The following is a 26414-nucleotide window of genomic DNA, read 5'->3' on the forward strand; positions in this document are numbered from 1 at the left end:
TATGAACATTACCATTTTTGGCGCGACCGGCCGTGTCGGCCAAGAAATTTTAAAGCAGGCGTTAGCGGAGGGGCATCAAGTAAAAGCCTTAGTGCGTTCACCTAAACTGGAAGACCATGAAAACTTGGAAACACTGGCAGGCGATGTGCGCAATCAAGAAGATATCGAACGGGCTGTAGAAGGCGCCGACTTGGTTTTTAGTGCACTGGGAACGGACCGGACGACAACTTTGTCAGAAGCCGTTCCATTCATTAAAGCGGCGATGGAAAAAGAGGGCATCAAGCGTTTGATTACGATTGGAACGGCAGGGATCTTGAATAGCCGGCTGACGCCTGGTGTATTGCGATACCAAGGCGGAGATTCCAACCGCAAATTGACATTCGCTGCAGAAGAACATGAGAAGGTTTTCCGTTTGCTCGAAGCGTCGGAATTGGATTGGACGATTGTCTGCCCCACATACTTGCCGGACGGAGAAGCACGCGGCAATTACCGGACAGAAAAAGATTTTCTCCCGGAAGAAGGCAGAGAAATCACAGTCGGCGACACAGCTGATTTTGCGTATAAGCAAATGGAAAGCGCGGAGTTCTTCAAAACCCGTGTCGGAATTTCCTATTGAGTGCGGGGAAAAGCAAGGCGAAAAAATGGACCATTCGGATTTTGCTTGGTTTTATTGCGCTGATTGCTTTGATCGTTATCGGCTTTATCGTCTATAGCCAATTCGATTACGGGCCAAGTGAAATTCTGGAAGAACAAGTCGATCTCGAAGCGGTTGAACGGGATGACCAAGGACTCATCTTCATGCCGGAAGATTCGAATGGCCAAGGCCTTATCCTTTATCAAGGGGCAAAAGTGGAAGCGGAAGCTTATGCGTATCTTGGCAAGAAACTGAGCGAGCAAGGCTACACGGTGTCGATTCCGGATCTGCCGCTGAAATTCGGGATTTTTGGAGTGGATAAAGCAGAAGCGGTAATCGCGGATTATCCGGAAATCGGTTCTTGGTTTATCGGCGGCCATTCGCTTGGCGGAGTTGCGGCTGCGATATATGCCGATGAGCATCAAAATGAATTGGCGGGCTTATTTTTCCTAGGCTCTTATCCTTCAGGTGACTTTGCTTTAAGCGATTTGCCGATGCTGTCGGTTTATGGTGAAAACGATGGTTTGACGCTTTTGGATGATATTGAGAACAATCGCATCCTATTTTCAGCCAATAGTGAATTTGTTGAGATTCCTGGAGGCAACCATGCCCAGTTCGGGCTCTACGGCGAACAAAAAGGCGATAATCCGGCAGATATCCAGCCGCTTGAACAGCAGGATTTGGTTGTTGAGGCATTGCTGAATTGGATGGAAGACAAATAAAAAAGGATCTGGAAGTCAGTAAACTGACGGCCAGATCCTTTTTATTTTTAGAGAACAACCTTCGCTTTTCTAGTGTCCAGACTCCGGCTGCCAGATTCTCGGGTCATAAGCCAAGCTGGCTGTGCGGTTGAGGACATACCGCTTCGCCAGCTCGTCTTATGCCCGTCAAATCTACACGGCAGCCTTCGCTTTTTTAGTGTCCAGACTCCAGCGGCCAAGTTCTCGGGTCATAAGTCGTCTCGCCTGTGCGGCACAAAACGCCGCTTCGGCAATTCGCCTTATGTCCGTCGAACTTAAATGGCCGCTTCCGCTTTTCGTTTAAGCAGTAACGTCTCTTCTTGAAAATGTCCAATAGCTGACGGCCATGAAAATGAGGAAGTAAACGGCCAGTACAATAAGCGACATGGTCATGGTGATATCCGGTACGGGCATAAATCCGGTGTAGAATTGGGTTAAATCCGTATGGGTGAACAAATAGTATTTGACGATTTCGTAATTAGCGAGTAAATAGACGGCTTGGATTCCAGTGAACATCAGGAAAATCGACAAGCCGATTGCAAGTGAACTGGAACGGAAAACGGTGCCGAGCATGAAGGCGAAAGTTCCGATGATCCAGACGCTTGCAAAACTTAAAGCGGCCATTTTCAACGCTTCGATCCAATAAGATCCTTCAACGACTTCTGAGCCGTTCCAGACAAGGAAAGTCCCGTCGCCGATGCCGAAGAAAATCAATCCTGCGAGTGCGCTAACGGCGATCGTTAAAATAGAGAGCAGAATCGCATAGATCATAGTAGTGATGTATTTAGAAGTTAATATTTTCCACCTTTTAACAGGGCGAGTCAACAACATTTTGATGGTGCCTTGAGAAAACTCTGAAGCGACTATCCCTGCAGCTATAATCACGGTAAACAGCGTGACGAGAGACAGCATCGCATGAGCATCGATTACTTGCTGCTGCATGCTTGTATATTCAAAAGCAGGGACTTCATTTGCCAGGCGATATTCCGCAATTGCTGCTTGGCCTTCGTAATAGTCTTTTTGCTGGCCGCTAAGATTCGGGTCCATCAACATCGCTTCTGCATTAGCCTGTTGATTGGCAGCCACTTCTTGCCACGTTTCTTCTTCATTGACCATCATGCTGGAATTGACCCATTTGGTAATGCCCATCGATGCGAACAAAATGACAACCAGCAAAGCGGCCATGATCCAGCTTGTTTTCTTGCTCCATAATTTCATCCATTCATTTTGAATGAGTTTCAGCAATTTGGCCACCTCCGGTCATTTCAAGGAATTGATCTTCAAGCGTTGCGCGATGCGGTTGAACAGCATAGATTTTCGCACCGGCAGAGACGAGCATATTAACGGCTCCAGGAATGTGCTGCGATTCCGTATCGATCAAATAGCCTTTGTCATGCGCAGTAACCGGGAAGCCGGCGCCGCTCAAAACTTCGAGTGCCAGTTCATTTGGTTCCGCATGAATATAATAGCGCGAAACATTGAGTTCTTTGACGTTCTTGATATCAATCAGTTCGCCATTTTGAATCACGGCAATCCGGTCGCATAATAATTCGATTTCTGATAAAAGATGGCTGGAAACAAAAACAGCGACGCCATTTTCGCTTGCGACTTTTTGCAGGTACATTCGGAATTCCCGGATGCCTGCGGGGTCCAGGCCATTTGTCGGTTCGTCCAGGATCAAAAATTTCGGGTCATGCAAAAGTGCCTGTGCGAGGCCGAGCCGCTGCCGCATTCCGAGAGAATAGGAACTGACTTTTTCGTTGATGCGATTCTGCATGCCGACTTGTTGGACGACTTCATCAATGCGTTTTTTGGAAATCCCTTTGTGCATTCGGGAAAAATGCAAAAGGTTTTTGTAGCCGGTCATGTACTTGTACATTTCCGGATTTTCAACAATTACCCCGACTTTCTGAATGCTTTCTTCAAAGTTGGATTGGATTGATTGTCCATCAATGAATACTTCGCCTTCTGTCGGGCGCATCAATCCGACCATCATGCGAATGGTCGTCGTTTTACCGGCGCCATTTGGCCCGAGAAAACCAGTGATTTGGCCTTTATATAAGTCGAGGCTCAGATTCTTAATGATATTCTTCTTTCCAATTGTTTTCGAAAGGTTCTTGATCTGCACAATCGGTTTTTCTGTCATCTTCTTCCACCCGCTTTCCGCAGCTTGATTCCGCTGCGTGTGTCATTATGTATTAACGATTGAAAAGGCCTGAAGTTTCAAAAATCCCTTTCTTATTCAACAGATGGAATGAAAATAAAAGCATAAACAAATTGAAAAGGGGAATAAGGAGACTAGAAACCAGGAAATCGGAGGGATTGATCATGAAGGAACTTCAAGACAAAGAGCAGATCTTAATGGCTTATTACACCCAATATTATACAGCTGCCACGACTGAAGATGTAGCCGCGCTCGATGAGCGGCTATCCCAAGGGATTGGCAAAGAACGGTATGAAGAAGCAATGAATGAATTGAAAGAAGAAGGGCTTATTAATGGACTGGATCTAGTAAAAGAAGAAGAGGGTGAGGGTCCGCCTCTTCCGATGGCAACCAATGAAGGAATGCTTTACATCAATAACACCCTAAATCTTCAATCCGATGCAGTAGAGGACCATCAATTGGATTACTTGGACAATAATCTAAAAACAAGCGGATTGGAATTGACCTTGGAACCCGTCAAAACCTATATAGAAGAAATGATTCGCCAACAAAAGTAAATGTAAGATTGAATAAAATAGAAACCGCGGCATTGCTTGTGTAGAGCGACTCCGCGGTTTTTTACGTTTAACTTCATTTCGTTTCAAATGTTAAGAAACTGTGAAAAAGATAATTTCCTCTTTTGTTTTCATGAATTATGTTTATAATGCTTATATTGGGGGTATGAGCATATGAATCATTTTTCGATAACAGAAATTAAAGAACGCAATAGTAAGTCAGCTCAAGCAATGGGCTTCTTGATCGCCGGAATTCTCGCCGCGCTCGTCTATGGAATTGTCCAACAGTCATTGCCGGCCTTTTTGTTGGCACTTGTTTTCGCCGTCAATCTTTTCCTGGAAACCCGCGAATACAAAAAGAGCTACAAAATTGAATTGGAAGCTGCAAAATATAATGAAGACAACCTGAATTCTTAACTGTGCGTAAAAGAAAAGCCGCCCGTCCCAAATGGACAGGCGGCTTTTCCCGCTTTAAAGTTCAAAAATGAAAAATGCCAGGAAAATCGTGATGACGACGATAAAATTGGTTGCCATCGCCCCTTTTTTGCCGACCGGCTTTTCGAGGGAAGGGAAACGGTCGAGAAGTTTCATCAGTCCAGCAATCAAGCCGACGATCAGCAGCAAATTCACGATTAAATGCATATCGTAGATTTTTACATCTATAAAGCGGACGAAGATTACGGTAAAAGCGAGCACGATGCCGTTGGCGAGATTTTTCCGTGTCATAGGAGCTCCTTTAATTCGTTTTCAAGAAAAGGCTTAGCTGATAAGAGCTGGGTGAATTGCTGATAGCGTTCAAATTGTCCAGGCAGCGGGTTTTTTCCTGTTTTATATGCGCGGATCAAAATGTTTTTCGGCGTATGTTCAATATCAATGAACTCCATCAATTGCGTTTCATAACCGACCAGCGATAATAATTCTGCGCGGATGGAATCGGTAGCAAGTGCGCTGAAGCGCTCTTTGATCAAACCATGCTGAAGCATGATGCCAAGTTCCGGCGCCTCGATTTGGCTATTCAGTTCATGCTGGCAACAAGGAACACTTAAAATGACTTTCGCATTCCATTTTACAGCGCGGGATAAAGCCATGTCTGTAGCGACGTCGCAGGCATGAAGCGTGACAACCATATCGACTGCGGATTCTTCGTTGTAATCATTGATGTCGCCAACCAAAAACTCCAGCTGACTGTAATTTAAATCTTCAGCGATGCGCTGGCATTCTTCGATAACTTCTTTTTTTAGATCGAGTCCCGTGACCCGCAAATCAAGCCCTTTTTCAATCCGCAAATAATGATAAAGAGCGAAAGTCAAATAAGATTTGCCTGAACCGAAATCAAGTATGCGCACTGTGCGGTCTTTCGGCAAATGCGCAAGTGCATCATCAATGAATTCGATAAACCGGTTGATTTGGCGGAACTTATCGTATTTCTGCTTTTTGACTTTGCCGTCCGGACTTTGTACGCCAAGACGCACCAAAAACGGATAAGACACGCCGTCTTCCAGTAAGTACTGTTTTTTGCGGTTATGGGAAAGCTCAGCTTTTTTCGTTTCCGTCTGTTCTGTTTTCCAGGAAACTTTAAATTTCTTAGAAAGTTGGATCTGTACTTTTTCTTCGGAAAACTGGAAAAGCCCTTGGCGGAACTCTTCGAATAAGCTTGCTAATTTAGCAGGGACCTCATCCAATGTTAAATTTTCATGTTTGAGTACATGTTCAAATTGATATTCAAATTGAATAAAGTAGTCATTTTTTATTTCCACAGGCTTTAGTTTCACCCGTTTGATGTCATTCGATTTTAAACGCGGCTGGCTGATGGTGGCCGAAACAAGTTCCCGCTGCTGCAAACGAGCGGCGAGTGAATCATGCATTGATTGTAATTCCATTTCAATTCCCTTTCGTGGTCCAGAATACTTTCCATTTTATCATGTATAGCATCTAAAGGGCGAAAGCTTAGTTTGAACATCTTGTTTGAATGTTATATTGTTGGAATTTTATGATAATATGGATAAGTATATTGAAAACGTTTACATTACGGAGGGATGAAAATGGGGATTTTAGAAAAGACGGTTGGCCAAATTGTGCGTGAGCAAGCAGCTCTCCATCCGGAAACAGAAGCCTATGTTTATCCGGAACACCGCATACGCAAGAATTATCGGGAGTTCGACCAAGAAACAGACCGCCTTGCGAAAGCATTTATAGGAATAGGGATAGAAAAAGGCGAACACATTGCGATTTGGTCTGACAATAAGCGCGAATGGCTGCTCAGCCAATACGCGACAGGGAAAATGGGCGGAGTGCTAGTGACCGTCAATACAAGTTATCAAGCAAGCGAACTTGAGTATCTTTTGAAACAATCCGATGCGACGACCCTAATATTAGGCGAAGAGTTTAAAAGCTCCAATTATATTGAAATTTTGAATACGGTCTGTCCAGAGTTAAATGCTGCGGAAAAAGGGAACCTTTCAAGCAGCAAACTTCCGCATTTCAAACGCGTTATCGTAATGAGCGAGAATCAGCACCCTGGAATTTACACATGGAGTGAATTCGAAGCGTTTGCGGATGGAGTGGGCGACGAGGAATTGGAAAGTCGCTTTGATTCGATGGAGCCGAATGACGTCATCAATATTCAATACACATCCGGTACGACCGGCTTTCCAAAAGGTGTCATGCTGACGCATCTGAATGTTGTAAATAACGGCAAGCTTGTCGGTGACACAATGAACTTAACGGAAAATGATCGTCTGTGCATCCCGGTGCCTTTTTTCCATTGCTTCGGCTGCGTCCTTGGAACAATGGCAGCGGTGACTCATTCGACGACCATGGTCATCGCGGAACAATTCGAACCGAGACGGGTGCTGCAAATGGTACAGGATGAGAAATGTACAGCATTGCACGGCGTCCCGACGATGTTCATCGCAGAGCTGAATCATCCGGATTTTAAGAGTTTCGATACGTCCACTTTGCGGACAGGCATCATGGCAGGTTCGCCTTGTCCGATTGAAGTGATGAAGAAAGTGATTAGCGAGATGGGTGCTTCGGAAATTACGATCGCATACGGCCAAACCGAATCCTCGCCGGTAATCACCCAGACTCGGGCAGATGATAATATTGAAAAACGAGTCGCGACGGTCGGCAAACCGCACGCTGAAGTGGAAGTGAAGATTGTGGATCCGGTGACGAATGAGGAAGTCGCGATCGGAATACCGGGAGAGCTCTGTACAAGAGGCTACCATATCATGAAAGGCTATTATCAAAACGAAGAAGCAACAAAGCAAGCCATCGACCAAGACGGCTGGCTGCATACGGGCGATATCGCTGTCGAAGACGAGGATGGCTATATTGCCGTGACTGGGCGCATCAAAGACATGGTCATCCGGGGAGGGGAAAATATCTATCCGCGCGAGATAGAAGAATTTTTATATCAACACCCTTCAGTCCAAGATGTTCAAGTAGTCGGAGTGCCGGATCCGAAGTACGGGGAAGAGCTGATGGCCTGGGTCATTCTCAAAGACAGCGAACAAATGCGCACGGACGAGTTGCGGGATTATTGCAAAGGCAAAATATCGCATCATAAAATTCCGCGCTATATCGAATTCACAAAAGAATATCCAATGACTGCTTCCGGCAAAATTCAAAAATTTAAATTGCGGGAACTGGCTATAGAGCGCAGCCAGCAAATGGAAATATAAATGATTCATGAAACCTCTGTGATTTTATACAGAGGTTTTTATTGCTTTATAACAAACAATATTATAAAATGTTTAATATATTACAAACAAAAGAGAAGAGTGTTTATTTTGAAAAGTTCAGAGAGATTTTGGAATGCCTCTATAGATGAGTTGAAAAATGGATTTGTTGAGGAAAAAGGCCATTTTAGATGCTTATTGTGCGATGAACAAATAGAGAAAGGGATTATCTACCGCCATGAAGATGTATTTTATGAGGCAGAACGCTATATGCGTTTGCATATTGAAATTGCGCATGGTTCGGTTTTCGAGTACTTAATGAGTATGGATAAGAAGTTGACCGGGTTAACTGAGCACCAGAACCGCTTGCTCCGGTTTTTCTATGAAGGCAAAAAGGATGCCGAAATTCAGCAGGAAATGGAGATCGGCAGTGCATCTACAATCCGCAACCACCGGTTTGTGCTGAAGGAAAAAGAACGGCAAGCTAAATTATTTTTGGCAACGATGGAATTATTAAAAGAAAAGGATGAATATGCGCCAGCCTTTATTGAAGTTCATCAAACTGCAGCAATGGTTGATGATCGGTATAACATCACAACTGAAGAAGAACAGAATATTTTAGAGAAATTCTTTATAGGCGGAAAACTGAAGAAATTTCCGCCGAAAGAAAAGCAGCGGCTAGTTGTAATCAAAGAAATCAGCAAGCGGTTCAGTACGGGAGAACGCTATAGTGAACAGCAAATCAATAGCATAATTGAATCTGTGTTCAGTGATTATGTATTAATCCGTAGATACTTGATCGAGTATGGGTTCCTGGGACGGAAAAAAGATGGCAGCGAATATTGGCTGGAAAATTAAAGCGGAAGAAAGGCTTGTGTAAAATGGAACGCAAAAAAGAATTGAAGCTGCAATATAAAGAAATGCCCATTAAAGCAGGTGTTTATAAAATCCAAAGCAAGCAATCGGGCAAATGCTTCGTCGGAAGCACAAATAATTTAAAAACATTGAACGGTGTCAAATTCATGCTGCGAAATGCAAATCATACGAATAAGCAACTACAAGAAGATTGGCTAGAACTAGGCGAGGAGCAGTTTGAGATTGAGATCCTTGAAGAAATGAAAGAGCTGGAAGATCCGATGGCCAATCCGAAAAAGGAATTGGAATTGCTGGAAGAAAAGTGGCTGGATCAGCTTAAACCTTACGGCGATAGAGGCTATAATGTCAAAAAATAATTGAACAGCAAGAGCGCCTGGCAAAGGCGTTCTTTTTTTTATAGATTGCGTTGGATGACACTGCTCCTTTACTTGTTTAATTTTTCTGGAGAAAGGGAAAAGTGTAAACGTAAGAGAAATCTCAAATTCAGGATAATTCTTGTCTTTACGTATCAGTCACGGACTTTATACAAGAAGGAGAGAAAATTATGGCTAACATTAAACTGGCAATCATTTATTACAGTTCAACAGGAACGAATTATCAGATGGCACAATGGGCTGAAGCAGCTGCTAAAGAAACGGGTGCTGAAGTCAAATTAGCAAAAGTGAGAGAAAATGCTCCGCAGGGAGCGATCGATTCGAACCCTGCATGGAAAGCGCATTCAGAAGCGACCGCGGATGTGCCGGTAGCAGAAGTCGATTTATTGGAATGGGCGGACGCCATAATTTTCAGCGTTCCGACAAGGTTTGGGCATGTCCCGTCGCAGTTCCAACAATACCTTGATACAACCGGTGGATTATGGGCGCAGGGTAAATTGGCGAATAAAGTTGTCAGTGCCATGTCGTCGGCTCAAAACCCGCATGGCGGACAGGAAGCGACCGTGCTTGCAGTTTATACGTCGATGTTCCACTGGGGAGCGATTGTTGCGGCGCCAGGCTATAATGATCCGGTTTTATTCAAAGCTGGAGGAAATCCATATGGTACAAGTGTGAGTGTAGATCAAGAGGGAAATATGGTTGAAGATGTTGCAGATGCCGTCGCTTATCAAGCAAGACATACGGTCGAAGTGGCGCAATGGATCAAAAATGGACGCAGCCAATAATGATTAATCGGAGCAGGCAGGCTATCTACTAGCAGTTGCCTGCTTTAACTTTTTAAAATGGGGTATAGTAAAAATAGAAATAAATCTAGACAGAGATTGACAAACAGTCAAATTATAGGTATTTTTACTTCAATTGCTATATTAAAAGGCCTATATAATTTGACTTTTCAGAAAATTAATGGTATGATGGCACAAATTAATAGGTACATCAGCTTGGGTCTTTGAAACTACCATGAAGTGGGGTGAGGATCTTGATGACAAAAGAGGAACAGACTATTTTTGAATACGAACTATATAAACTTAGTTTGGAATATCAGAAATGCATGGACGATTATTTAAAATCGCAAATTCAACAAGATATTTCTTTTTTGTCATCAGTCCTTCAAAGGTCGCAGAAAAGAGAGTCGCAATCACGTTCAACGCATTCATAAAAATCACAGCGGAAGGCCGCTGTGATTTTTTTATTTGACTGCCTTTTTCTGTCCGGTGCGTTTGTGAACAGCTTTGTAACAAACATACCGGAAAAACGCCTAACAGCGGGCCGCTGGAGCGGAATTTAACCTTCTATGCCTTATAATAGAAGTAACAGCAGCTAAAGGAGAGAATTGCATGCTTGATCTTAAACAGCTAGCGTTTGAACGGAAAAATAGAATGGCTTGGTTGATTGTCGCTTCTCTATTAAAAGGGCTTGCGATGATTGGGCAAGCGTTGTTTTTTGTCTGGATCGCAGATGCGGTATTCTTAAAAGATGCCTCATTCCAAGAAGTTCTGCCCTATTTTTGGGGCTTGCTTGCAGCGATATTGATTCGTGCGGCTAGTGGCTATGCGATTGGCAGAACGGGTGTGAATTTAGCTTCCGAAGCCAAAAGTACCTTGCGAACGAAGTTGACTGCCTCATTTGCTGGAAATCCGCTTCAAGCTTCTGTCCAAGGGCAATCAGGTGAAAAAGTCAGCTTGCTTCTGGATGCAGTCGACGAAGTAGACGGTTATTTTAATAAATACATCCCTCAAATGATTCAAAGTGCAATCATCCCTGTCCTTCTATTAGTGGTGATTTTTTCTCAACATTGGGTGACGGGGCTTATCATATTGATCACGGCTCCATTTATTCCTGTATTTATGGCACTTGTCGGCATTAAGACCAAGGAAAAAGCCGATGCACAAATGGAAAAGCTCGGCCAGTTTTCAGGAACTTTTTTGGATGTCCTTCAAGGATTGACGACTTTAAAACTATTTGGGCGTGCGGAACAGCAAAAGCAAGTCATTAAAAAAAGCAGCCTCGATTTTCGGGACGCAACAATGGAAGTATTGAAGTCAGCGTTTTTGTCTTCGCTGATGCTCGAATACATTTCCATGCTCAGCATGGGGATCATTGCATTGGAAATCGGTTTACGGCTTGTGGTCTATGATAATTTAACTTTTTTTACGGCATTTTTTGTGATGATCTTAGTGCCTGATTTCTTCAACTTATTGAAAGATTTTGGCAGTGCATTCCATACGGGGCGCGGCAGTGCAGCAGCAGCGAAACGCTTGGCGGCCGAGCTTGAGAAAGAACATCAGCCAGTCGCTTGGGGAGAGGTTGAAATGCCTCAACAGCCGCTTGCTGTCAACGTGAATGCTTTGTCTTTCCGATACGAAAGTGGATTCGAATTAGGGCCAATTGATGTAGCGGTTTCTCCTAGAAGCCAAATAGCGATTATCGGGAAAAGCGGATCAGGAAAAACGACTTTGCTGCATGCCATTGCGGGCTTATTGCCCGTACAGCATGGGCAAATTTTAGTGAATGGCATCCCTAGAAATGAAATCGCCGAGAAGTCCTGGTTCAATCACTTGAGTTATATTTCTCAAAATCCGTATTTATTTGCAGGTACAATTAAAGAAAATATTTTAATCGGCACGAGCCGGCCGACGACAGAAGATGAATTGGTGGAAGCTGCACGGAAAGCTGGAATTCTGGAAATGGTTTATTCATTGAAACTCGGCTTTGATACGCCTGTTGGGGAAGCGGGAAGAGGATTGTCCGGCGGTGAAAAACAGCGCATTGCTTTGGCACGTGCTTTTCTTAAAAAACCTTCTCTAATTCTCTTTGATGAGCCTACATCGGGATTGGATTTAACTACCGAAAAATTTCTGCAGGAAGCGATTGAAGAACTTGGCCGGGAAGCGACCATTATTACTGTGGCGCACCGTCTGCATACAGTGAGAAATTCAGATGTAATTTTAGTTTTGGCTGACGGGAAGTTAGCGGCAAAAGGCAGCCATGAGGAATTGTTGGAAATGTACGGCCCTTACCGGGAGATGCTGGCTATCCAGCAAGGAGGTGTCTTGCAATGAAGGAATTAAAGCAAGTGTTGCTGCTGACGATCCGGGAAAAAAGAGACGTCAGCATCGCAATCTTTTTCGGTTTTCTAGCGGGTATCGCAGGAGTTGCCCTAATGGCTTCAAGCGGGTATTTAATCTCGAAGGCGGCGCTGACTTCGCAGATGACCATTTTGATCATCATGGGTGCCTGCCTGAAATTATTCGGTTTGGTGTCAGCGTTAAGCCGCTATGCGGAGCGTTTATTCTCGCACCGTGCAACTTTTTCGATGCTCAGCAATTTGCGCGTGTCCTTTTTCGAACGTCTTGAACCGCATGCGCCGCAAATCTTCCAGAAATATCGAAGCGGAGATTTATTGGCGCGTATTGTTGGCGATGTCGAAAGTTTGCAGAACTTTTTGCTGCGGGTATTTTATCCGCCAGTCGTTCTTGGCATCGTCTTTTTAAGCACCATCTTCTTTACCTCTTTCTTTTCATTCGCCATTGCGCTTGTGATTGCCGGAGGCATGGTTTTAACGATTATCGTAGTGCCAGCGATCTTTGCGTGGCGCCAACGGAAAATCGATTCCGCTACTCGGACAAGCCGGGCTGCCCTATCATCGGAAGCGACTGAATTTCTTTTCGGTTTCCGTGACCTGAAAATCTATCAGCAATTGGAAAGTAAAGAACAGCAGCTAGCTGCTTTTTCAGATGACTATGCCGAACAGCAGCGAAAAGCAGGGCTTGAAGAAAACTTAAGCCAGTCAGTGAATGGTTTTGTGGCACTTCTTGTGTCCTTTTTCGTATTAGGGCTAGGAACTTATTTTGTAGCCACTGACCAGTTGGACGGCCTGTATTTGGCTATGCTCGTGATGATTTCGTTGGCCGTATTTGAAAGCGTTCCGCCAATGGCTGTATTTCCTGCTTATTTCGAAGACAACCGCAAAGCGGCTGTCCGTTTGGAAAATGTTGTAGCCCAAGAAGAAAATAGCGAAAAACTGCTTGGGCTGCCTAGCGGGCCGCTGGATTTCAAATTGGATAAAGTGGCCTTTACGTATCCGAATGAGGAACGGCCAGCACTTGACCATGTTTCCCTGACAATTAAAGAAGGAACGAAAACAGCGATTGTCGGGCCGAGCGGTTCGGGGAAATCGACTTTGCTGCAGGTCCTATTGAATATTGCGGACATTGATTCCGGGGATATTACCATCGGCGGCAAATTGCTTCAAAATGTACGCCAGGAAAATTTGTGGAATGCAATGAATGTCGTGCTGCAGGAAAATCATTTCTTCTTTGGCACCATCCGCAGCAATTTATTGATTGCCAATGAAGAGGCGTCAGAGGAAGCGATGCAGGAAGCATTGAACAAGGTTCAGCTGGACCAGTTCTCGTTAGACACGAAAGTCAGTGAAAAAGGGGCAAATTTGTCGGGCGGCGAAAAGCAGCGTCTTGCGATTGCCAGAGCTTTGTTGAAATCGAAACCGATTTGGCTGCTTGATGAACCTGTCTCATCTGTCGACAGTGTCACTGCTCAAGCAATTTATAAAGAGCTTTTTGCAAACGGCGAAAAGAATACCTTTATCATCATTAGCCATGATTTATCCGGTCTTGAACAGATGGACCAAATCATCGTCATGGAACGAGGCCGTGTCATTGAAACCGGTACTTACGAAGAAGTGATGAAGCGGCAAGGGTATTTCTATAAATTGAAGCAAGTCGAAAAAAGTATATTTGCATAAACAAAAAACGGAAGGCATCGCATTCAAGCGAGGGCCTTCCGTTTTTTTAGGAAGAGGATTATGGCAATAATTTTACCGGCAAAAAAAGCCGGTCGGCTAGACCAGCTTTTATAGAAAAGTCTATAAGAGTGTTTTTTCCTTTTCGATATAGAAACTTTGCTCTCTTTTTGCATCTTCAAGTTTCATCTGTTCTAATTCTAATCGCATCTTTTGCGTCTCAATCACAAAATTCTCATGCTTCAACCGTTCAAGCTCCAATTGGCTTTCGATCATTTTATTCTTAAGCTTCGTTTGGGTTTGGAAATGGGAGGTAATGATGCCAGCGAGTGGAATTGAAAAAATCATAATCACAGCTACGAGCCCAGTCACACTGTTCACCTCTCTTTTGAATTTTCTGATTTATTTCAGTATACCTGATGATGAGTAAATGAAAAAGGATATTGACGGCATTTAATGGAAGAATTCTTCGTTTCTTTACTGGTATTCCACAAAAGGGCATTACCAAAACCAGCAATACATGACAAGTGTCATATAACATCCATGCGTTTATGCCTTTTTTGTCATAGCCGGATTCTTTATGATTAGGATAATAAGTTATCCGGGCAGACAAACCCGTATAAGGAGGAAGAACATGAGCAGAGAAAAAACAGCGCAATTACGCAAGTTTGTAGCACCGTTCGAAAAAGCAGATGTAAAAGCAAGTGTACGTCAATTGGTGAATACGATTCCGCCATTCATCATCGCATGGACTTTGGCATACTTCGCTCTTGACTTCTCCATTTGGCTAACGATCGCTTTATGTATCGTTGCTGCAGGTTTTGTCGTTCGTACGTTCATCATCTTCCACGATTGCACACACGGTTCGTTCTTTAAGAACAAAAAAGCCAATGCAGTTGTCGGAACAATTACGGGAATTATGACATTATTCGCTTATGAAAAATGGAAACGCGAGCACTCGATCCACCATGCTTCAAGCGGAAATTTAGATAAGCGCGGCGTCGGCGATATTTGGGTCATGACGATCGAAGAATATGTAGAAGCTTCTAAATGGGAACGTTTCAAATACCGTATGTACCGCAACCCATTAGTAATGTTCGGTTTAGGGCCATTATTCTTGGTTTTGATCTCAAGCCGTTTCAACCGTAAAGATGCACGTAAAAAAGAACGCAACAATACGTATTTGATCAATATTTCTCTTGTCGTGATTTATTCACTTCTTATCTGGGCAATCGGCTGGCAGGCATTCCTGATTGTTCAAGGAACTACAATGTTTACAGCAGGCGCACTTGGCATTTGGCTGTTCTACATCCAGCATACATTTGAAGATTCGTATTTCGAAGATGAAAACGAATGGGATTATGTGAAAGCAGCTGTAGAAGGAAGTTCATATTACCAACTTCCGAAAGTTTTGCAGTGGGTAACAGGGAATATCGGTTTCCACCATGTGCACCATTTGAGCCCGCGGGTTCCGAACTACAATTTGGAAAAAGCGCATGAATCCACTCCGCCGCTTCAACAAGCGACGACAATCGATATCAAAACAAGTCTTAAATCATTGCGCTATAAAGTGTACGATGCGAAAAACAAAACGTTTGTCACTTTTGGCGACATCAAGCATTTGCTGAATGAAAACAAAATGACTGCACAATAACGAAAAGAAAAAATCATTCACTTTGAATGGTTTTTTCTTTTTTTAGTTGTTTGGTATGATTGATAGTATTAGAAGAGAAGGAGCCCTTTTATGCACAGCTGGTATCAAATTTTCCCGAAAAACCCATGGCTCAGCCTTTACGCATGGGTCATATTCTGCATCTTGCCGTTCTTTTTCATTTTCCGCTCTTCATCGTTTATCGACGTTCTGCTCGGAATCATGTCTTTGCTGATTTTCTTTATCGCATACCGGCTGTCATTCAACTCAAGGACCGGTTTTGTCTACGTATGGATCGGCATTGAAATGATGATCAACGTTGCGATGACGTTTTTGTTCGGATATGTCTACTTAGCCATTTTCCTTGCCTTTTTCATCGGCAATATCCGCAACAAAATCGGATTTTTCATCATTTATGGCTTCCTGATCGGCACGACGATTTTGGCTGTTGTGCTTGGGATGATTGAGCACAGCACGTTATATTTATCGCAATTGCCGTTTATCGTACTCACGATACTCGGCGTCATCCTGCTGCCATTCAATACTTACAACCGCAATAAGCGCGAGAAGCTTGAAGGACAGTTGGAAGATGCAAACAAACGAATTTCCCAGCTCGTGGTCATTGAGGAAAGGGAGCGGATTGCCCGTGATCTGCATGACACCTTAGGGCAAAAACTCTCGCTGATCGGATTGAAAAGTGACTTGGCCGGGAAATTACTCCATAGAGATGCGGATGCAGCCTTGAACGAAATTAACGACATCCGGCAAACAGCCCGCACAGCGTTGAAAGAAGTGCGGGAATTGGTGTCGGATATGCGCGGTACGAAAGTTGAAGATGAACTGCTGCGGATCCAGCAAATTTTAAAAGCGGCAGAAATCGATTTTGTCTTATACGGCAATGCGAAGCTGACAAATACGCCGCTTTTAGTAGAAAATGTGTTAAGCATGTGTTTGAAAGAAGCCGTGACGAATGTCGTTAAGCACAGCCAAGCTACACGCTGCAGCATTTTAATCAAGCAAAAACCGGAAGAAGTGCTTGTGCAAGTTCAAGATGACGGCATCGGCCTTGAAGGAACTAAAAAACAGCAGGGCAATGGACTTGCGGGAATGCGCGAACGCTTAGAGTTCGTAAACGGCAGCGTGGACATTCAGACGATGGATGGCACAACATTGAATATCCGGGTGCCGAATGTGATTTTATATGAAACGAAAGGGGAAGTCAGATGATTCGAATCGTGTTAGCTGAAGATCAGCGGATGATGCTCGGGGCACTTGGTTCCTTATTGGATTTGGAAGAAGATCTGGAAGTGGTCGGAAAAGCGAGCAATGGCGAAGAAGCCATTGCACTCGTAGAGCAGCATCAGCCGGATATTGTCATTATGGATATTGAAATGCCTCTAAAGAGCGGCTTGGATGCGGCAGAAGCTTTAAAAGACCATCCCTGCAAAATCATCATTTTAACCACTTTTGCGCGCTCCGGTTATTTTGAACGTGCACGAAAAGCGGGAGTCAGCGGTTATTTGCTGAAAGACAGCCCAAGCGAAGATTTGGCGACTTCCATCCGAACGATTATGGATGGACGCCGGATTTACGCACCAGAACTTGTTGATCTGGCATATTCCGACGAAAATCCGCTGACGGAACGCGAAAAGCAAGTGATGGAATTGATTGCTGAAGGCAAAAGCACAAAAGACATCGCCAAGGAATTATTCATCACAAGCGGAACCGTCCGCAATTACATTTCAACCATTCTTGATAAATTAGAAGTAGGCAACCGCATCGAAGCCATTTCCCGCTTCAAAGAAAAAGGCTGGTTTAAGTAAGAAAAGCGCAAGCGCCCATGTAGCTCTGCCGGGCATAAGACGGACCGGCGAAGCGGCGCTCTTTGCCGCACAGCCGGGTCGGTTTATGACCCAAAGAGCTGGGCGATGGAGTCTGGACAAGAAGAAAAGCGCAAGCGCCCATGTAGCTCTGCCGGGCATAAGACGGACCGGCGAAGCGGCGCTCTTTGCCGCACAGCCAAATTGGCTTATGAACCGACAAGCTATACGTTTGAATCCGATCAATATAAAATGCCGCTGTCCAATAGACAGCGGCATTTTATATTGGCCGAGCTGAATTCACAATCAGTCTTCGTACAAAGTGTCTTCGAGCGAACCGTCTTCGGTGTAAATATGCAATTCGCCGTGGTTTTTGTTCACGTAGCGCTTTGCTTCACCCATCAATTCTTTTTTGGTTTCTTCGATGAGAATCGCTTTTTTGCTGTCTTTTTTCTTTAGCTGCCATCCGTCATCATGCGAACGGATTTCATAAATTACTTTTTCCTTATCGCCTTCGACATTTTTTTGCGCTTGGCTCATCGCGATTGGAATCGCGCGGCCTTCCTCGTACCCATCACGCAACAAGGCATTTGCGATTTCAATTGCCTTATCGCGGACATCGGCATTCAGATTTTTAAAAGAATCGGGGTAGTCTTTTTTGCTCCATGGCACAGTCATCGCCTCCTTGATTTTCTTTTCCCATTTCCCTTCAATAAAAAACAAAAATCTACTGGTATTAAAGACTTAGGGTGATACAATAATGGGAAAGGAGGGGATGAAATGTCAGATACAACGTATCAAATAATTGCCTTGGTCATTTACATGGCTGCCATGCTATTTATTGGCTGGTATGCCTACCGCAAAACAGTCAACTTGACCGATTACATGCTTGGGGGAAGAGGATTAGGAGCAGCAGTCGGGGCATTGAGTGCTGGAGCGGCAGATATGTCCGGCTGGCTATTGATGGGCCTTCCAGGGGCTATCTACGTAAGCGGTCTTGTAGAAGTGTGGATTGCAATCGGATTGACAATCGGTGCTTATTTAAACTGGTTCTTCGTAGCTCCGCGCCTTCGCATGTATTCATTTGTCACCAGTGATTCAATCACCATTCCAAGTTTCTTGGAAAACCGTCTGAAAGACAATTCTCGTTTACTGCGTATCGTTTCCGGAATTATCATTTTAATCTTTTTCACATTTTATGTATCATCAGGAATGGTAGCAGGCGGTGTGTTTTTTGAAAGCTCGTTTGGCTTGGATTACCATCTCGGCTTGGTCATCGTATCAGCAGTTGTCGTCGCCTATACATTATTCGGCGGATTCTTGGCTGTAAGCTATACGGATTTTGTCCAAGGCTTGATGATGTTCTTAGCGCTTATCTTGGTCCCACTTATTGGGGTATTTGTGACTGGAGGATTCAGTGAAACGGCTGACAGCATCCGTGCTGTGGATCCGACACTGTTGAACTTCACAACCGGCGCTTCGTTCATCGGGATCCTTTCGGCCGTAGCTTGGGGCTTAGGTTACTTTGGCCAACCTCATATCATCGTCCGTTTTATGGCAATCAAAACTTTGAAAGAAGTACGCCAAGCGCGCCGCATCGGCATCAGCTGGATGATTTTGAGTTTGCTTGGAGCTACAGCGACGGCATTGGTAGGGATTGCGTACTTCCAGCAAAATCCGAATTTGGAGCTGGGCGATCCGGAAGGCGTCTTTATCGTCCTTGGACAGATTTTCTTCCATCCGTTAATTGCCGGATTCATGTTAGCTGCGGTACTGGCAGCAATCATGAGCACGATTTCATCTCAGTTGATCGTTACTTCTTCAGCGTTGATTGAAGATCTTTATAAAATCGCATTCAAGAAAGTTTCAACAGACAAGCAATATGTCAGTTTAGGCCGATTAGCGGTATTGGTTATCGCTTTAATCGCTGCCTTCCTTGCCTGGGAACAAAATGAAACCATTCTCGACTTGGTTGCTTATGCTTGGGCAGGTTTTGGTGCCGCTTTCGGACCGCTTATCCTGCTGGCTCTATTCTGGCGCAAGCTTACAACTTGGGGTGCGCTTGCTGGAATGATTGTCGGAGCTGCTACTGTCATCATCTGGGATGCCATCGGTACGACTTCGGAGGATGCAGGAGCAACAGCTGTGACCAATTTCATCGGCAGTGTCTATGAAATTATTCCAGGATTTATCCTGTGCTTGCTTGTCGCAATCATTGTCAGCTTAATCACTTACAAGAAGAACGACGAAATTGAAAAAGAGTTCAGTGAAACTGAACGGTTGATCAAAGAAGTGCCTGTTAAGTAATGTTAAAAAGGCTTCAGAAATCCGTATGGATCTCTGAAGCCTTTTTGTTTTGAATCCATGCTTACCGTTTTTTCTCTTGCATTCTTCTCGCTTCTCTTTGCAATTTTTCGAAGCGGCGAAGATCCGCTTGCCGGATCGGGATAGTTTCCCCTCTAATGATCTTCAAGAAAGCGAATACCATTAACAGGAGCAGCAGCGTAAACGGCAATGCTGATATGAGTGAGGCAGTCTGCAGCGCTTCAAGCCCGCCTGCATAAAGCAGGACAGCAGCGATAGCGGACATTAAGACACCCCAAACAATTTTGAAAAAGGTAGGGGGATTCAAGCTGCCGAAGCTCGTCATGCTGGCTAAGATATAAGTAGCGGAGTCTGCTGAAGTGACCAGGAACGTGAAAATCAGCAGAATTGCCAGTACCGACATGATGCCGGTTAATGGAAGTTGGTCAAAAGTCTGGAACAAAGCCGATGTCAAATCAGCGTCCACTGCTTCTGCAATATTAGATCCTTGCTTCAAGTCGTACCAAAGCGCGGTTCCACCAAATACAGCAATCCAGACGCATGCAATTGCAGGAGGAATGACCATGACACCCAGTATGAATTCGCGGATGGTGCGGCCTCTCGATACGCGGGCAACAAAAGCACCGACAAATGGGGACCAAGCAATTGCCCAGGCCCAATAGAAAATAGTCCAACCCAGAACCCAATCGCCGCCTTGGTAAGGCTGAAGGCGCAGGCTATACTGGACGAAATTTGTGATGTAGTCGCCGATTGCCAACGTAAACGTTTCTAAAATGAAAACTGTCGGCCCTGCGAAAAAGACGAAAATCATTAAGACAAGTGCAAGTCCGAGATTTAAATTGCTGAGGTAGGCAATGCCTTTATGTAAGCCAGTAGATGAAGAAAGGGTATAAGCTAAAAACATAACCCCGATAATCGTCAATTGGATGCCGAAGGAATTTTCAATTCCCCATACAGCGTTCAATCCGCCGTTCATTTGCAGAACGCCAAGACCGAGCGATGTAGCAATTCCCATTACGGTAGCAATGACTGCTAAAGAATCAATGGAGTGTTTAACGAGAGGCTTGCTGCCGACAATTGGTTCAAGGGCTGTTGAAACCAATCCGGGTTTCTTCTTGCGGAATTGCAGAAATCCAATAACGAGGCCGACGATGGCAAAAACCGACCATTGGCTAATGCCCCAATGGAAAAATGAGTAGCCCATTGCAATTCTTGCGGCTTCTTCTGTCTGCGCTGGATTATCGAATGGAGTTGTAAAAAAATGGCTCATCGGTTCAGCGACTCCCCAAAAAACAAGTCCTGCTCCAAAACCGGCGGAGAATAGCATGCCGATCCAAGTGAAAAAAGGAAACTCAGGACGATCGGAATCTGCCCCTAACCGAATGCTGCCGTATTTGCTTACAGCAATGAAGATTAAAAATAGAATGATGATAAACACAGCCAATAAATAAAACCAGCCGAAATTGATGGTCGTGAAGTTGAATAAGGTTCCAGCCAAGTTGCCAAAGCCGATCGGATTAACGGCCCCGATGATGACGAGCAATAAAATAACTGCAGCAGAAACAATAAATACTGGATTTCGCAGTAGTTTTTTATCCATAATTTCCTCCTTTTTTACTTTTGTCTGTTTCCTTATACCCTACCGTAACGAAAAATACACAGGAAAACCACCCCTAATCGGCAATTGCCTTAAGAGTTTGCCTTACAGATCAAACAGCAGCATAATAAAAGAAACCAGTAAAAACCTTGGCAAACTCGCCAAAATGCCCTTAACGGAGGTAAGTTATGCATTTAGATCATATCGTCCATTTTATCGAAGAAACGCCGGAACAGGCTGCTGCGCATTGGAGCGAAAAAGGGTTTTATGCGGCTGTCGGCGGCCGGCACGAACAATGGGGGACGCATAATGCGCTTCTCTATTTGAAAAACTGTTATGTTGAATGGCTCGCTGTTGAGAAAATGGACATCGCTAGAAACGCTAATCATCCTTTAACGGCATTGCTTCTCCATGACCGTCAAGGTTTTGGGGCAGTTTGCCTTCGTACCGATCGAATCGAAGCGCTGAATGAGCGCTTGATAAAAGAAGGGTTTGAAACTACAGGCATCTTAAATGCCCAAAGAAAAACAGGGAGCGGTGACGTTATCCGCTGGAAAATGTTGTTCCTGACAGAAGAAATTTCCGATCAATTGCCAGCACCGTTTTTCATCGAATGGGAAGAGACAGATGAAATGCGCTATGAAAGTTTGCGGAAACGCCAAGCTATTCAGCCATCCAATGAAAAACTGGAATTGGATTCTTTAATTTTCGGCGTCCACGATCCTGAAGAAAGCCGCTCGAAATGGGTGCGGATATTAGGCGGTTCATTGCAACTGCCGAATTGCCGAATTGACTTCGAAAAAATTGCGGGGCAAAAAGAAAGGCTTCAGAAAGTTGTTTTTAAACAGGGGCAGACCGAAGAGGCCTACGAGGCTGGCGTTTACGTGCTGCCAGTACAAGGGAATAGAGAGAACTAGAGCATTAAGTTGGATCGAATTTTACGGGCAAATAATTTGATGTTTTTTTGCCTTTGGAAGCAAATTCTCCACTTAGCATGAAGGAGGAAATTAAATGGATGAATTACATGAAAAAGCCGTCTTAGTGGGTGTGCAATTGCAAAAAGATCTTCATTTTGAATACGAAATGGAAGAACTCCGCAATTTAGCAGAAGCCTGTAATGTAGAAGTGGCAGGGGAAATCCATCAAAATCTAGAGCGGATCAATCCCTCCCATTATGTTGGGAAAGGGAAAGTGGAAGAAATCAAAGCCTTCTACGAAGAAGCGGATGCGAATCTGGTGATTTTCAATGACGAGCTTTCACCGTCGCAGATCCGCAACTTGGAAGAAGACCTGGAATGTAAGGTAATCGACCGGACAATGTTGATTTTGGATATCTTCTCGCGCCGCGCTAAGACGCGTGAAGCGCAAGTGCAAGTGGAATTGGCGCAATTGCAATACATGTTGCCCCGTTTAGTGGGCTTGCGCGCATCGCTCGGCCGTCAAGGCGGGAGCAGCGGCGGCGGAGTGGCAAACCGTGGTGCCGGTGAAACGAAACTGGAACTGGATCGCCGGAAAATTGAAGAGCAATTGTCAAAGCTTCATAAAGAGTTGGAACAGATTCGCGCGCAGCGGGAAACCCAGCGCAAACAGCGACAAAAGACAGGCTCGCCGGTCGTTTCGCTTGTCGGGTACACGAACGCGGGAAAATCCACCATCATGAATGAGCTTTTGAACAAATCCGGGCAGCAGGAAGAAAAACAGGTTTTTGAAAAAGACATGCTGTTTGCTACCTTGGATACTTCCGTCCGCCAGATCAAACTGGAGGACAATAAAAACTTTCTGCTGACCGATACGGTCGGGTTTGTCAGTAAACTTCCGCACCATTTGGTCAAAGCTTTCCGTTCAACGTTAGAAGAAGCACGGAATGCGGATTTGCTGCTACACGTCGTTGATGTGTCCAACGAAGAATATCGCCATATGATGAACGTTACCCATGCGACACTCCATGAAGTGGGAGTGGAAGGGGTGCCGACTGTTTATGTCTACAACAAGGCCGATTTAGCTGGCATTCCGTACCCGAGAGTGAACGGCGACAGTTTGTGGGTTTCCGCAAAAGAAGGGCGCGGACTGGATGAATTGATCGAGATGATCAAACAGCATCTGTTCTCAGGACATGTCACATGCCGCATGATGGTTCCGTTCGATCGGGGCGATGTAGTAGCGTATTTGAATGACCATGCAACTATTCTGGAAACAGCCTACGAGGAAGAAGGGACCTTGCTGAAAATCGAATTGGGAAAAGTCGACTACGATCGTTTCGAAGAATTTGTAATCGGCAAATAAGAAAAGCCGGCCCTCATAATGAGAGCCGGCTTTTAGCCTTTAGGATTGCTGGAATTGGATGCGGTGAAGATTGGCGAAAATCCCATTTCGTTCGATCAATTCGGCGTATCCGCCTTGTTCGGCAATTCCGTCTTCTGTGACGACAATGACCCGGTCAGCGTCGCGGATGGTCGCCAAACGGTGGGCAATAACCAATGTCGTGCGGTTTTCAGCTAGTTCCGTAAGAGCTTCTTGGATGACGCGTTCTGTCTCGGTATCGAGAGCAGATGTTGCTTCATCCAAAATGAGGATAGGTGGATTTTTCAAGAACATGCGGGCAATCGCAAGACGCTGCTTTTGGCCGCCGGAAAGCTTCAGTCCGCGTTCACCGATCTGCGTTTCATAGCCTTGAGGAAGCTTGTTGACGAAGTCTTCCAAATGGGCTTTTCTCGCTGCTGCTAAAATTTCTTCATCGCTTGCATCACGTCGTCCGTAAGCGATATTCTCGCGTATCGTGCCAGTGAACAAGAATACATCTTGTTGGACAATGCCGATATGTGAACGAAGCGAATGCTTGGTCATATCGCGGATATCGATGCCATCAATCGAGATGCTTCCTTCTTGAATATCATAGAAGCGGGGGATCAACGAACAAATTGTCGTTTTTCCGGCGCCTGAAGGGCCGACGAAGGCTATCGTTTCGCCTGCGCGCAATTGAAGATTGATGCCATTCAATACTTGTTTGTGGTCATCGTAGCCGAAATGGACATCGTCAAAGACGATATCGCCTCTTAACCCGTTTACTTCCATTGCATCTTTACGGTCGAGAATGTCCGGCTGCTGCTCGAGCAATTCCTGAAAGCGGCCAAACCCTGCCATCCCTTTCGGGTACAGTTCCAATAAGGCGCTGATTTTATCAATCGGCTTAATGAGAACGTTCAAGAACAAGACGAAACTGACCAATTCACCGTATGAAAGCTGGCCTTGGTAATTCAGCCATGCACCGTAGACAAGGACGATCAACGTTAAAAGCCGAGTCATCATATAAATGCTTGAATGTGTCGCAGCCATGACTTTATAAGCGACAAGTTTCGCTAAACGGAAGCGACCATTGTCATTTTTGAAGCGGCTGATTTCAAATTCTTCATTCGTGAAAGACTGGACTACCCGAGCTCCGGAGACGCTGTCTTCTACGCGTCCGTTAACGTCAGCAATTTTGCCGTACATATTGCTCCAAGCGGTGTTCATCTTAATGTTGCAGTAAGTGATGAGCCAAATCAGGAACGGAATGACAATCAATGTCACGAGCGCAAGCTGTGGATTGATCCAGAACATGATGCCGAAAGCGCCAAAGAACGTCATGATGGCAATAAAGAAATCTTCCGGACCATGATGGGCAAGCTCTCCGATATCAAACAGATCATTCGTAATGCGGCTCATGACATGGCCGGTTTTTACATTATCGAAGAAACGGAAAGACTGGCGCTGGACATGCGTGAATAATTCTTCCCGCATATCCGTTTCGATATTGATGCCGAGTTTATGGCCGAGGTAACTGACCACATACTGCAGGAATGTGCTGAGTACAAAAACAGCGAGCAATAGGATGCTGACTGTGACGATGCTGTTCCATTCGCCGCTTGGCAAAAGGTCATCGATAAACCATTGGACTGCTACTGGAAAAGCCAATTCCAGAATAGCGACAATGACAGCACTGGAAAAGTCGATGACAAATAATCGCTTATGCGGCTTATAGTATTTAAAAAAGTTTTTTAATCTCATTGCGAAGTCTCCTCATGAAGTTTCTACTTGACCATAAACAAAAGTATAAGCGATAAACTGCAAATAAACGAATACAATTTCAAAATTCGAAATAAATATTGAAACTTTTTCCATTGAGCATCGTATCATTAGGTAAGACGAAACTGAAAGGATGATTATTTTGAGAAAATGGGCAATGGCAATGGGCGCAGGGATTTTGACGCTAGGACTGGCTGCATGCGGTGATACGGCAGAACCGGCAGCAGGCAGTGAAGGAGAAAAAGGGGCAGACAGTGACTTGACTTTAGAGGAAGTTTTTACAAAAACAAATGAAGCTTCTGAAGAAATCAATAGCTTGCATGCCGATATGGCAACCAGCCAAATGATGACAGTGGAATCAGCAGGAATGGAAATTGAAACGGTTTCTGATATTTCCATGGACATGACAATGGAGCCAATGGCATTCTACCAAACTGGCGAAACAAAAATGAACTCTGAAGAGATGGGCGACATGCCTCCGATGACGATGGAAATGTATTACACAGAAGAAGGCATGTATATGTTTGAACCAACGATGGAAACGTGGATGAAAATGCCATCAACTGAAATGGAACAGCTGCAGACAATGATGGATCAACAAACAGCAGATCCGTCTAAACAAATGGAAGAGCTGGAAGCTTTCAAAGATGATTTTACATTCGAACAGACTGCGGATGATTATGTATTGAAATTGAACGCTTCTGGTGAAGAGTATCAAGAATTGATCGGCGAGCAGATGGAACAGATGCTCGGACAAATGGATATGGAAGTGCAAACTGTTTTGGAAGGCATGACAATCAATGAAGTAGCTTATGAAATCTTCATTGATAAAGAAACGTTCTTGCCAAGCGTCATTAACATCGATATGGACCTGGATATGGAAATTGAAGGAGAGTCGATGAATATCAAATCGGTAGTTGACTCTGAGTACAGCAAATACGATGAGATTGATTCAATCACAGTACCAGCAGAAGTTATCGAGCAAGCGCAAGAAATTTAATTCATCATATGAGCTGCAGAATGGTAGGAAACTAGCCATTCTGCAGTTTTTTTGTTGTTTTCAGATGGATTAGCCGTTGAAAAGAAGAAAACAGAGGGGAAAGATCATTTGCTAA

25 protein-coding genes are annotated in these 26414 nt (G+C 44.5%); 17 read left to right on the forward strand and 8 right to left on the reverse strand.

Annotated features, from left to right (window positions below):
* The first annotated feature begins 1 nt into the window (after position 1).
* Together AC2EXB_RS02485 and AC2EXB_RS02490 are read left to right on the forward strand one after the other, a co-directional pair.
* Positions 2–616 (forward strand): NAD(P)-dependent oxidoreductase, encoded by a 615-nt coding sequence (locus tag AC2EXB_RS02485; RefSeq protein ID WP_483603459.1) that lies wholly within the window; start codon positions 2–4, stop codon positions 614–616.
* On the forward strand, positions 613–1356 hold the full coding sequence (locus AC2EXB_RS02490) for an alpha/beta hydrolase (RefSeq protein WP_483603460.1): 744 nt from the start codon (positions 613–615) through the stop codon (positions 1354–1356). Before AC2EXB_RS02485 ends, AC2EXB_RS02490 begins: the two co-directional genes overlap by 4 nt.
* A 318-nt stretch (positions 1357–1674) precedes the next feature.
* On the opposite strand, the gene AC2EXB_RS02495 is transcribed toward AC2EXB_RS02490, so the two are convergent.
* Positions 1675–2619: an ABC transporter permease gene (locus tag AC2EXB_RS02495; RefSeq protein WP_483603462.1), complete on the reverse strand. Its 945-nt coding sequence runs from the start codon at positions 2617–2619 to the stop codon at positions 1675–1677.
* Positions 2597–3520, reverse strand: a complete 924-nt coding sequence (locus AC2EXB_RS02500) for an ABC transporter ATP-binding protein (protein ID WP_235198106.1) — start codon at positions 3518–3520, stop codon at positions 2597–2599. Before AC2EXB_RS02500 ends, AC2EXB_RS02495 begins: the two co-directional genes overlap by 23 nt.
* Before the next feature lie 182 nt (positions 3521–3702).
* Here AC2EXB_RS02500 and AC2EXB_RS02505 point away from each other — a divergent pair, with 182 nt between their 5' ends.
* On the forward strand, positions 3703–4095 hold the full coding sequence (locus AC2EXB_RS02505; RefSeq protein ID WP_483603464.1) for a hypothetical protein: 393 nt from the start codon (positions 3703–3705) through the stop codon (positions 4093–4095).
* 171 nt (positions 4096–4266) lie between these two features.
* Positions 4267–4509, forward strand: coding sequence for a hypothetical protein (locus AC2EXB_RS02510; protein WP_483603465.1), 243 nt, complete (start codon positions 4267–4269; stop codon positions 4507–4509).
* Between the two features lie 54 nt (positions 4510–4563).
* Here the strand turns inward: AC2EXB_RS02510 and AC2EXB_RS02515 are convergent, their stop codons facing one another.
* Together AC2EXB_RS02515 and AC2EXB_RS02520 are read right to left on the reverse strand one after the other, a co-directional pair.
* On the reverse strand, positions 4564–4818 hold the full coding sequence (locus AC2EXB_RS02515; protein ID WP_483603467.1) for a hypothetical protein: 255 nt from the start codon (positions 4816–4818) through the stop codon (positions 4564–4566).
* A complete protein-coding gene (locus tag AC2EXB_RS02520) occupies positions 4815–5972 on the reverse strand; it encodes a class I SAM-dependent methyltransferase (RefSeq protein ID WP_483603469.1) in 1158 nt (385 codons plus the stop codon). The genes AC2EXB_RS02515 and AC2EXB_RS02520 overlap by 4 nt, the downstream gene beginning before the upstream one ends.
* A 162-nt stretch (positions 5973–6134) precedes the next feature.
* Between AC2EXB_RS02520 and AC2EXB_RS02525 the strand changes: the two genes are divergently transcribed.
* The 6 genes from AC2EXB_RS02525 (at position 6135) to cydC (ending at position 13847) form a co-directional block, all read left to right on the forward strand.
* Positions 6135–7778: an AMP-binding protein gene (locus AC2EXB_RS02525; protein ID WP_483603471.1), complete on the forward strand. Its 1644-nt coding sequence runs from the start codon at positions 6135–6137 to the stop codon at positions 7776–7778.
* A gap of 108 nt (positions 7779–7886) precedes the next feature.
* Positions 7887–8633 (forward strand): DUF2087 domain-containing protein, encoded by a 747-nt coding sequence (locus AC2EXB_RS02530; protein WP_483603472.1) that lies wholly within the window; start codon positions 7887–7889, stop codon positions 8631–8633.
* Positions 8634–8656: 23 nt separating this feature from the next.
* A complete protein-coding gene (locus AC2EXB_RS02535) occupies positions 8657–9007 on the forward strand; it encodes a GIY-YIG nuclease family protein (protein WP_483603474.1) in 351 nt (116 codons plus the stop codon).
* Positions 9008–9195: 188 nt separating this feature from the next.
* Positions 9196–9810, forward strand: a complete 615-nt coding sequence (gene wrbA / locus AC2EXB_RS02540; RefSeq protein ID WP_483603476.1) for an NAD(P)H:quinone oxidoreductase — start codon at positions 9196–9198, stop codon at positions 9808–9810.
* A gap of 609 nt (positions 9811–10419) precedes the next feature.
* On the forward strand, positions 10420–12144 hold the full coding sequence (gene cydD / locus AC2EXB_RS02545) for a thiol reductant ABC exporter subunit CydD (protein ID WP_483603477.1): 1725 nt from the start codon (positions 10420–10422) through the stop codon (positions 12142–12144).
* A complete protein-coding gene (cydC, locus tag AC2EXB_RS02550) occupies positions 12141–13847 on the forward strand; it encodes a thiol reductant ABC exporter subunit CydC (protein WP_483603478.1) in 1707 nt (568 codons plus the stop codon). The genes cydD and cydC overlap by 4 nt, the downstream gene beginning before the upstream one ends.
* A gap of 120 nt (positions 13848–13967) precedes the next feature.
* On the opposite strand, the gene AC2EXB_RS02555 is transcribed toward cydC, so the two are convergent.
* Complete coding sequence (locus AC2EXB_RS02555; protein WP_251477484.1) at positions 13968–14216, reverse strand: hypothetical protein; 249 nt, start codon at positions 14214–14216, stop codon at positions 13968–13970.
* Positions 14217–14478: 262 nt separating this feature from the next.
* Here AC2EXB_RS02555 and desA point away from each other — a divergent pair, with 262 nt between their 5' ends.
* The 3 genes from desA to AC2EXB_RS02570 all read left to right on the forward strand — a co-directional run bounded on the left by desA (position 14479) and on the right by AC2EXB_RS02570 (position 17318).
* The gene (gene desA / locus AC2EXB_RS02560) at positions 14479–15498 is read left to right on the forward strand and encodes a Delta(5) desaturase DesA (RefSeq protein WP_483603479.1); all 1020 of its coding nucleotides are present in this window, start codon (positions 14479–14481) and stop codon (positions 15496–15498) included.
* A 90-nt stretch (positions 15499–15588) separates the two neighbouring features.
* Positions 15589–16722 (forward strand): sensor histidine kinase, encoded by a 1134-nt coding sequence (locus tag AC2EXB_RS02565; RefSeq protein ID WP_483603481.1) that lies wholly within the window; start codon positions 15589–15591, stop codon positions 16720–16722.
* Positions 16719–17318 (forward strand): response regulator transcription factor, encoded by a 600-nt coding sequence (locus AC2EXB_RS02570; protein ID WP_251477475.1) that lies wholly within the window; start codon positions 16719–16721, stop codon positions 17316–17318. The genes AC2EXB_RS02565 and AC2EXB_RS02570 overlap by 4 nt, the downstream gene beginning before the upstream one ends.
* A 303-nt stretch (positions 17319–17621) precedes the next feature.
* Here AC2EXB_RS02570 and AC2EXB_RS02575 read toward each other — a convergent pair whose 3' ends face one another.
* Positions 17622–17987 carry a DUF2188 domain-containing protein gene (locus AC2EXB_RS02575; RefSeq protein WP_235199245.1) on the reverse strand — a complete coding sequence of 122 codons (366 nt, stop codon included), beginning with the start codon at positions 17985–17987 and terminating at the stop codon, positions 17622–17624.
* Positions 17988–18095: 108 nt separating this feature from the next.
* Here AC2EXB_RS02575 and putP point away from each other — a divergent pair, with 108 nt between their 5' ends.
* Entirely contained in the window at positions 18096–19622 is a 1527-nt protein-coding gene (putP, locus tag AC2EXB_RS02580; RefSeq protein WP_483603483.1) for a sodium/proline symporter PutP, read from the forward strand.
* 61 nt (positions 19623–19683) lie between these two features.
* Here putP and AC2EXB_RS02585 read toward each other — a convergent pair whose 3' ends face one another.
* Positions 19684–21240: a BCCT family transporter gene (locus AC2EXB_RS02585; RefSeq protein ID WP_483603485.1), complete on the reverse strand. Its 1557-nt coding sequence runs from the start codon at positions 21238–21240 to the stop codon at positions 19684–19686.
* A 185-nt stretch (positions 21241–21425) separates the two neighbouring features.
* Here AC2EXB_RS02585 and AC2EXB_RS02590 point away from each other — a divergent pair, with 185 nt between their 5' ends.
* Together AC2EXB_RS02590 and hflX are read left to right on the forward strand one after the other, a co-directional pair.
* On the forward strand, positions 21426–22154 hold the full coding sequence (locus tag AC2EXB_RS02590) for a VOC family protein (protein WP_483603487.1): 729 nt from the start codon (positions 21426–21428) through the stop codon (positions 22152–22154).
* Between the two features lie 94 nt (positions 22155–22248).
* Entirely contained in the window at positions 22249–23520 is a 1272-nt protein-coding gene (gene hflX, locus AC2EXB_RS02595) for a GTPase HflX (RefSeq protein ID WP_483603489.1), read from the forward strand.
* Positions 23521–23559: 39 nt separating this feature from the next.
* Here the strand turns inward: hflX and AC2EXB_RS02600 are convergent, their stop codons facing one another.
* Positions 23560–25281 carry an ABC transporter ATP-binding protein gene (locus AC2EXB_RS02600; RefSeq protein ID WP_235198118.1) on the reverse strand — a complete coding sequence of 574 codons (1722 nt, stop codon included), beginning with the start codon at positions 25279–25281 and terminating at the stop codon, positions 23560–23562.
* Positions 25282–25441: 160 nt separating this feature from the next.
* Between AC2EXB_RS02600 and AC2EXB_RS02605 the strand changes: the two genes are divergently transcribed.
* Positions 25442–26299, forward strand: coding sequence for a DUF6612 family protein (locus tag AC2EXB_RS02605; protein ID WP_483603490.1), 858 nt, complete (start codon positions 25442–25444; stop codon positions 26297–26299).
* Positions 26300–26414 lie beyond the last annotated feature (115 nt).

The organism is Planococcus alkaliphilus, from assembly GCF_057031095.1.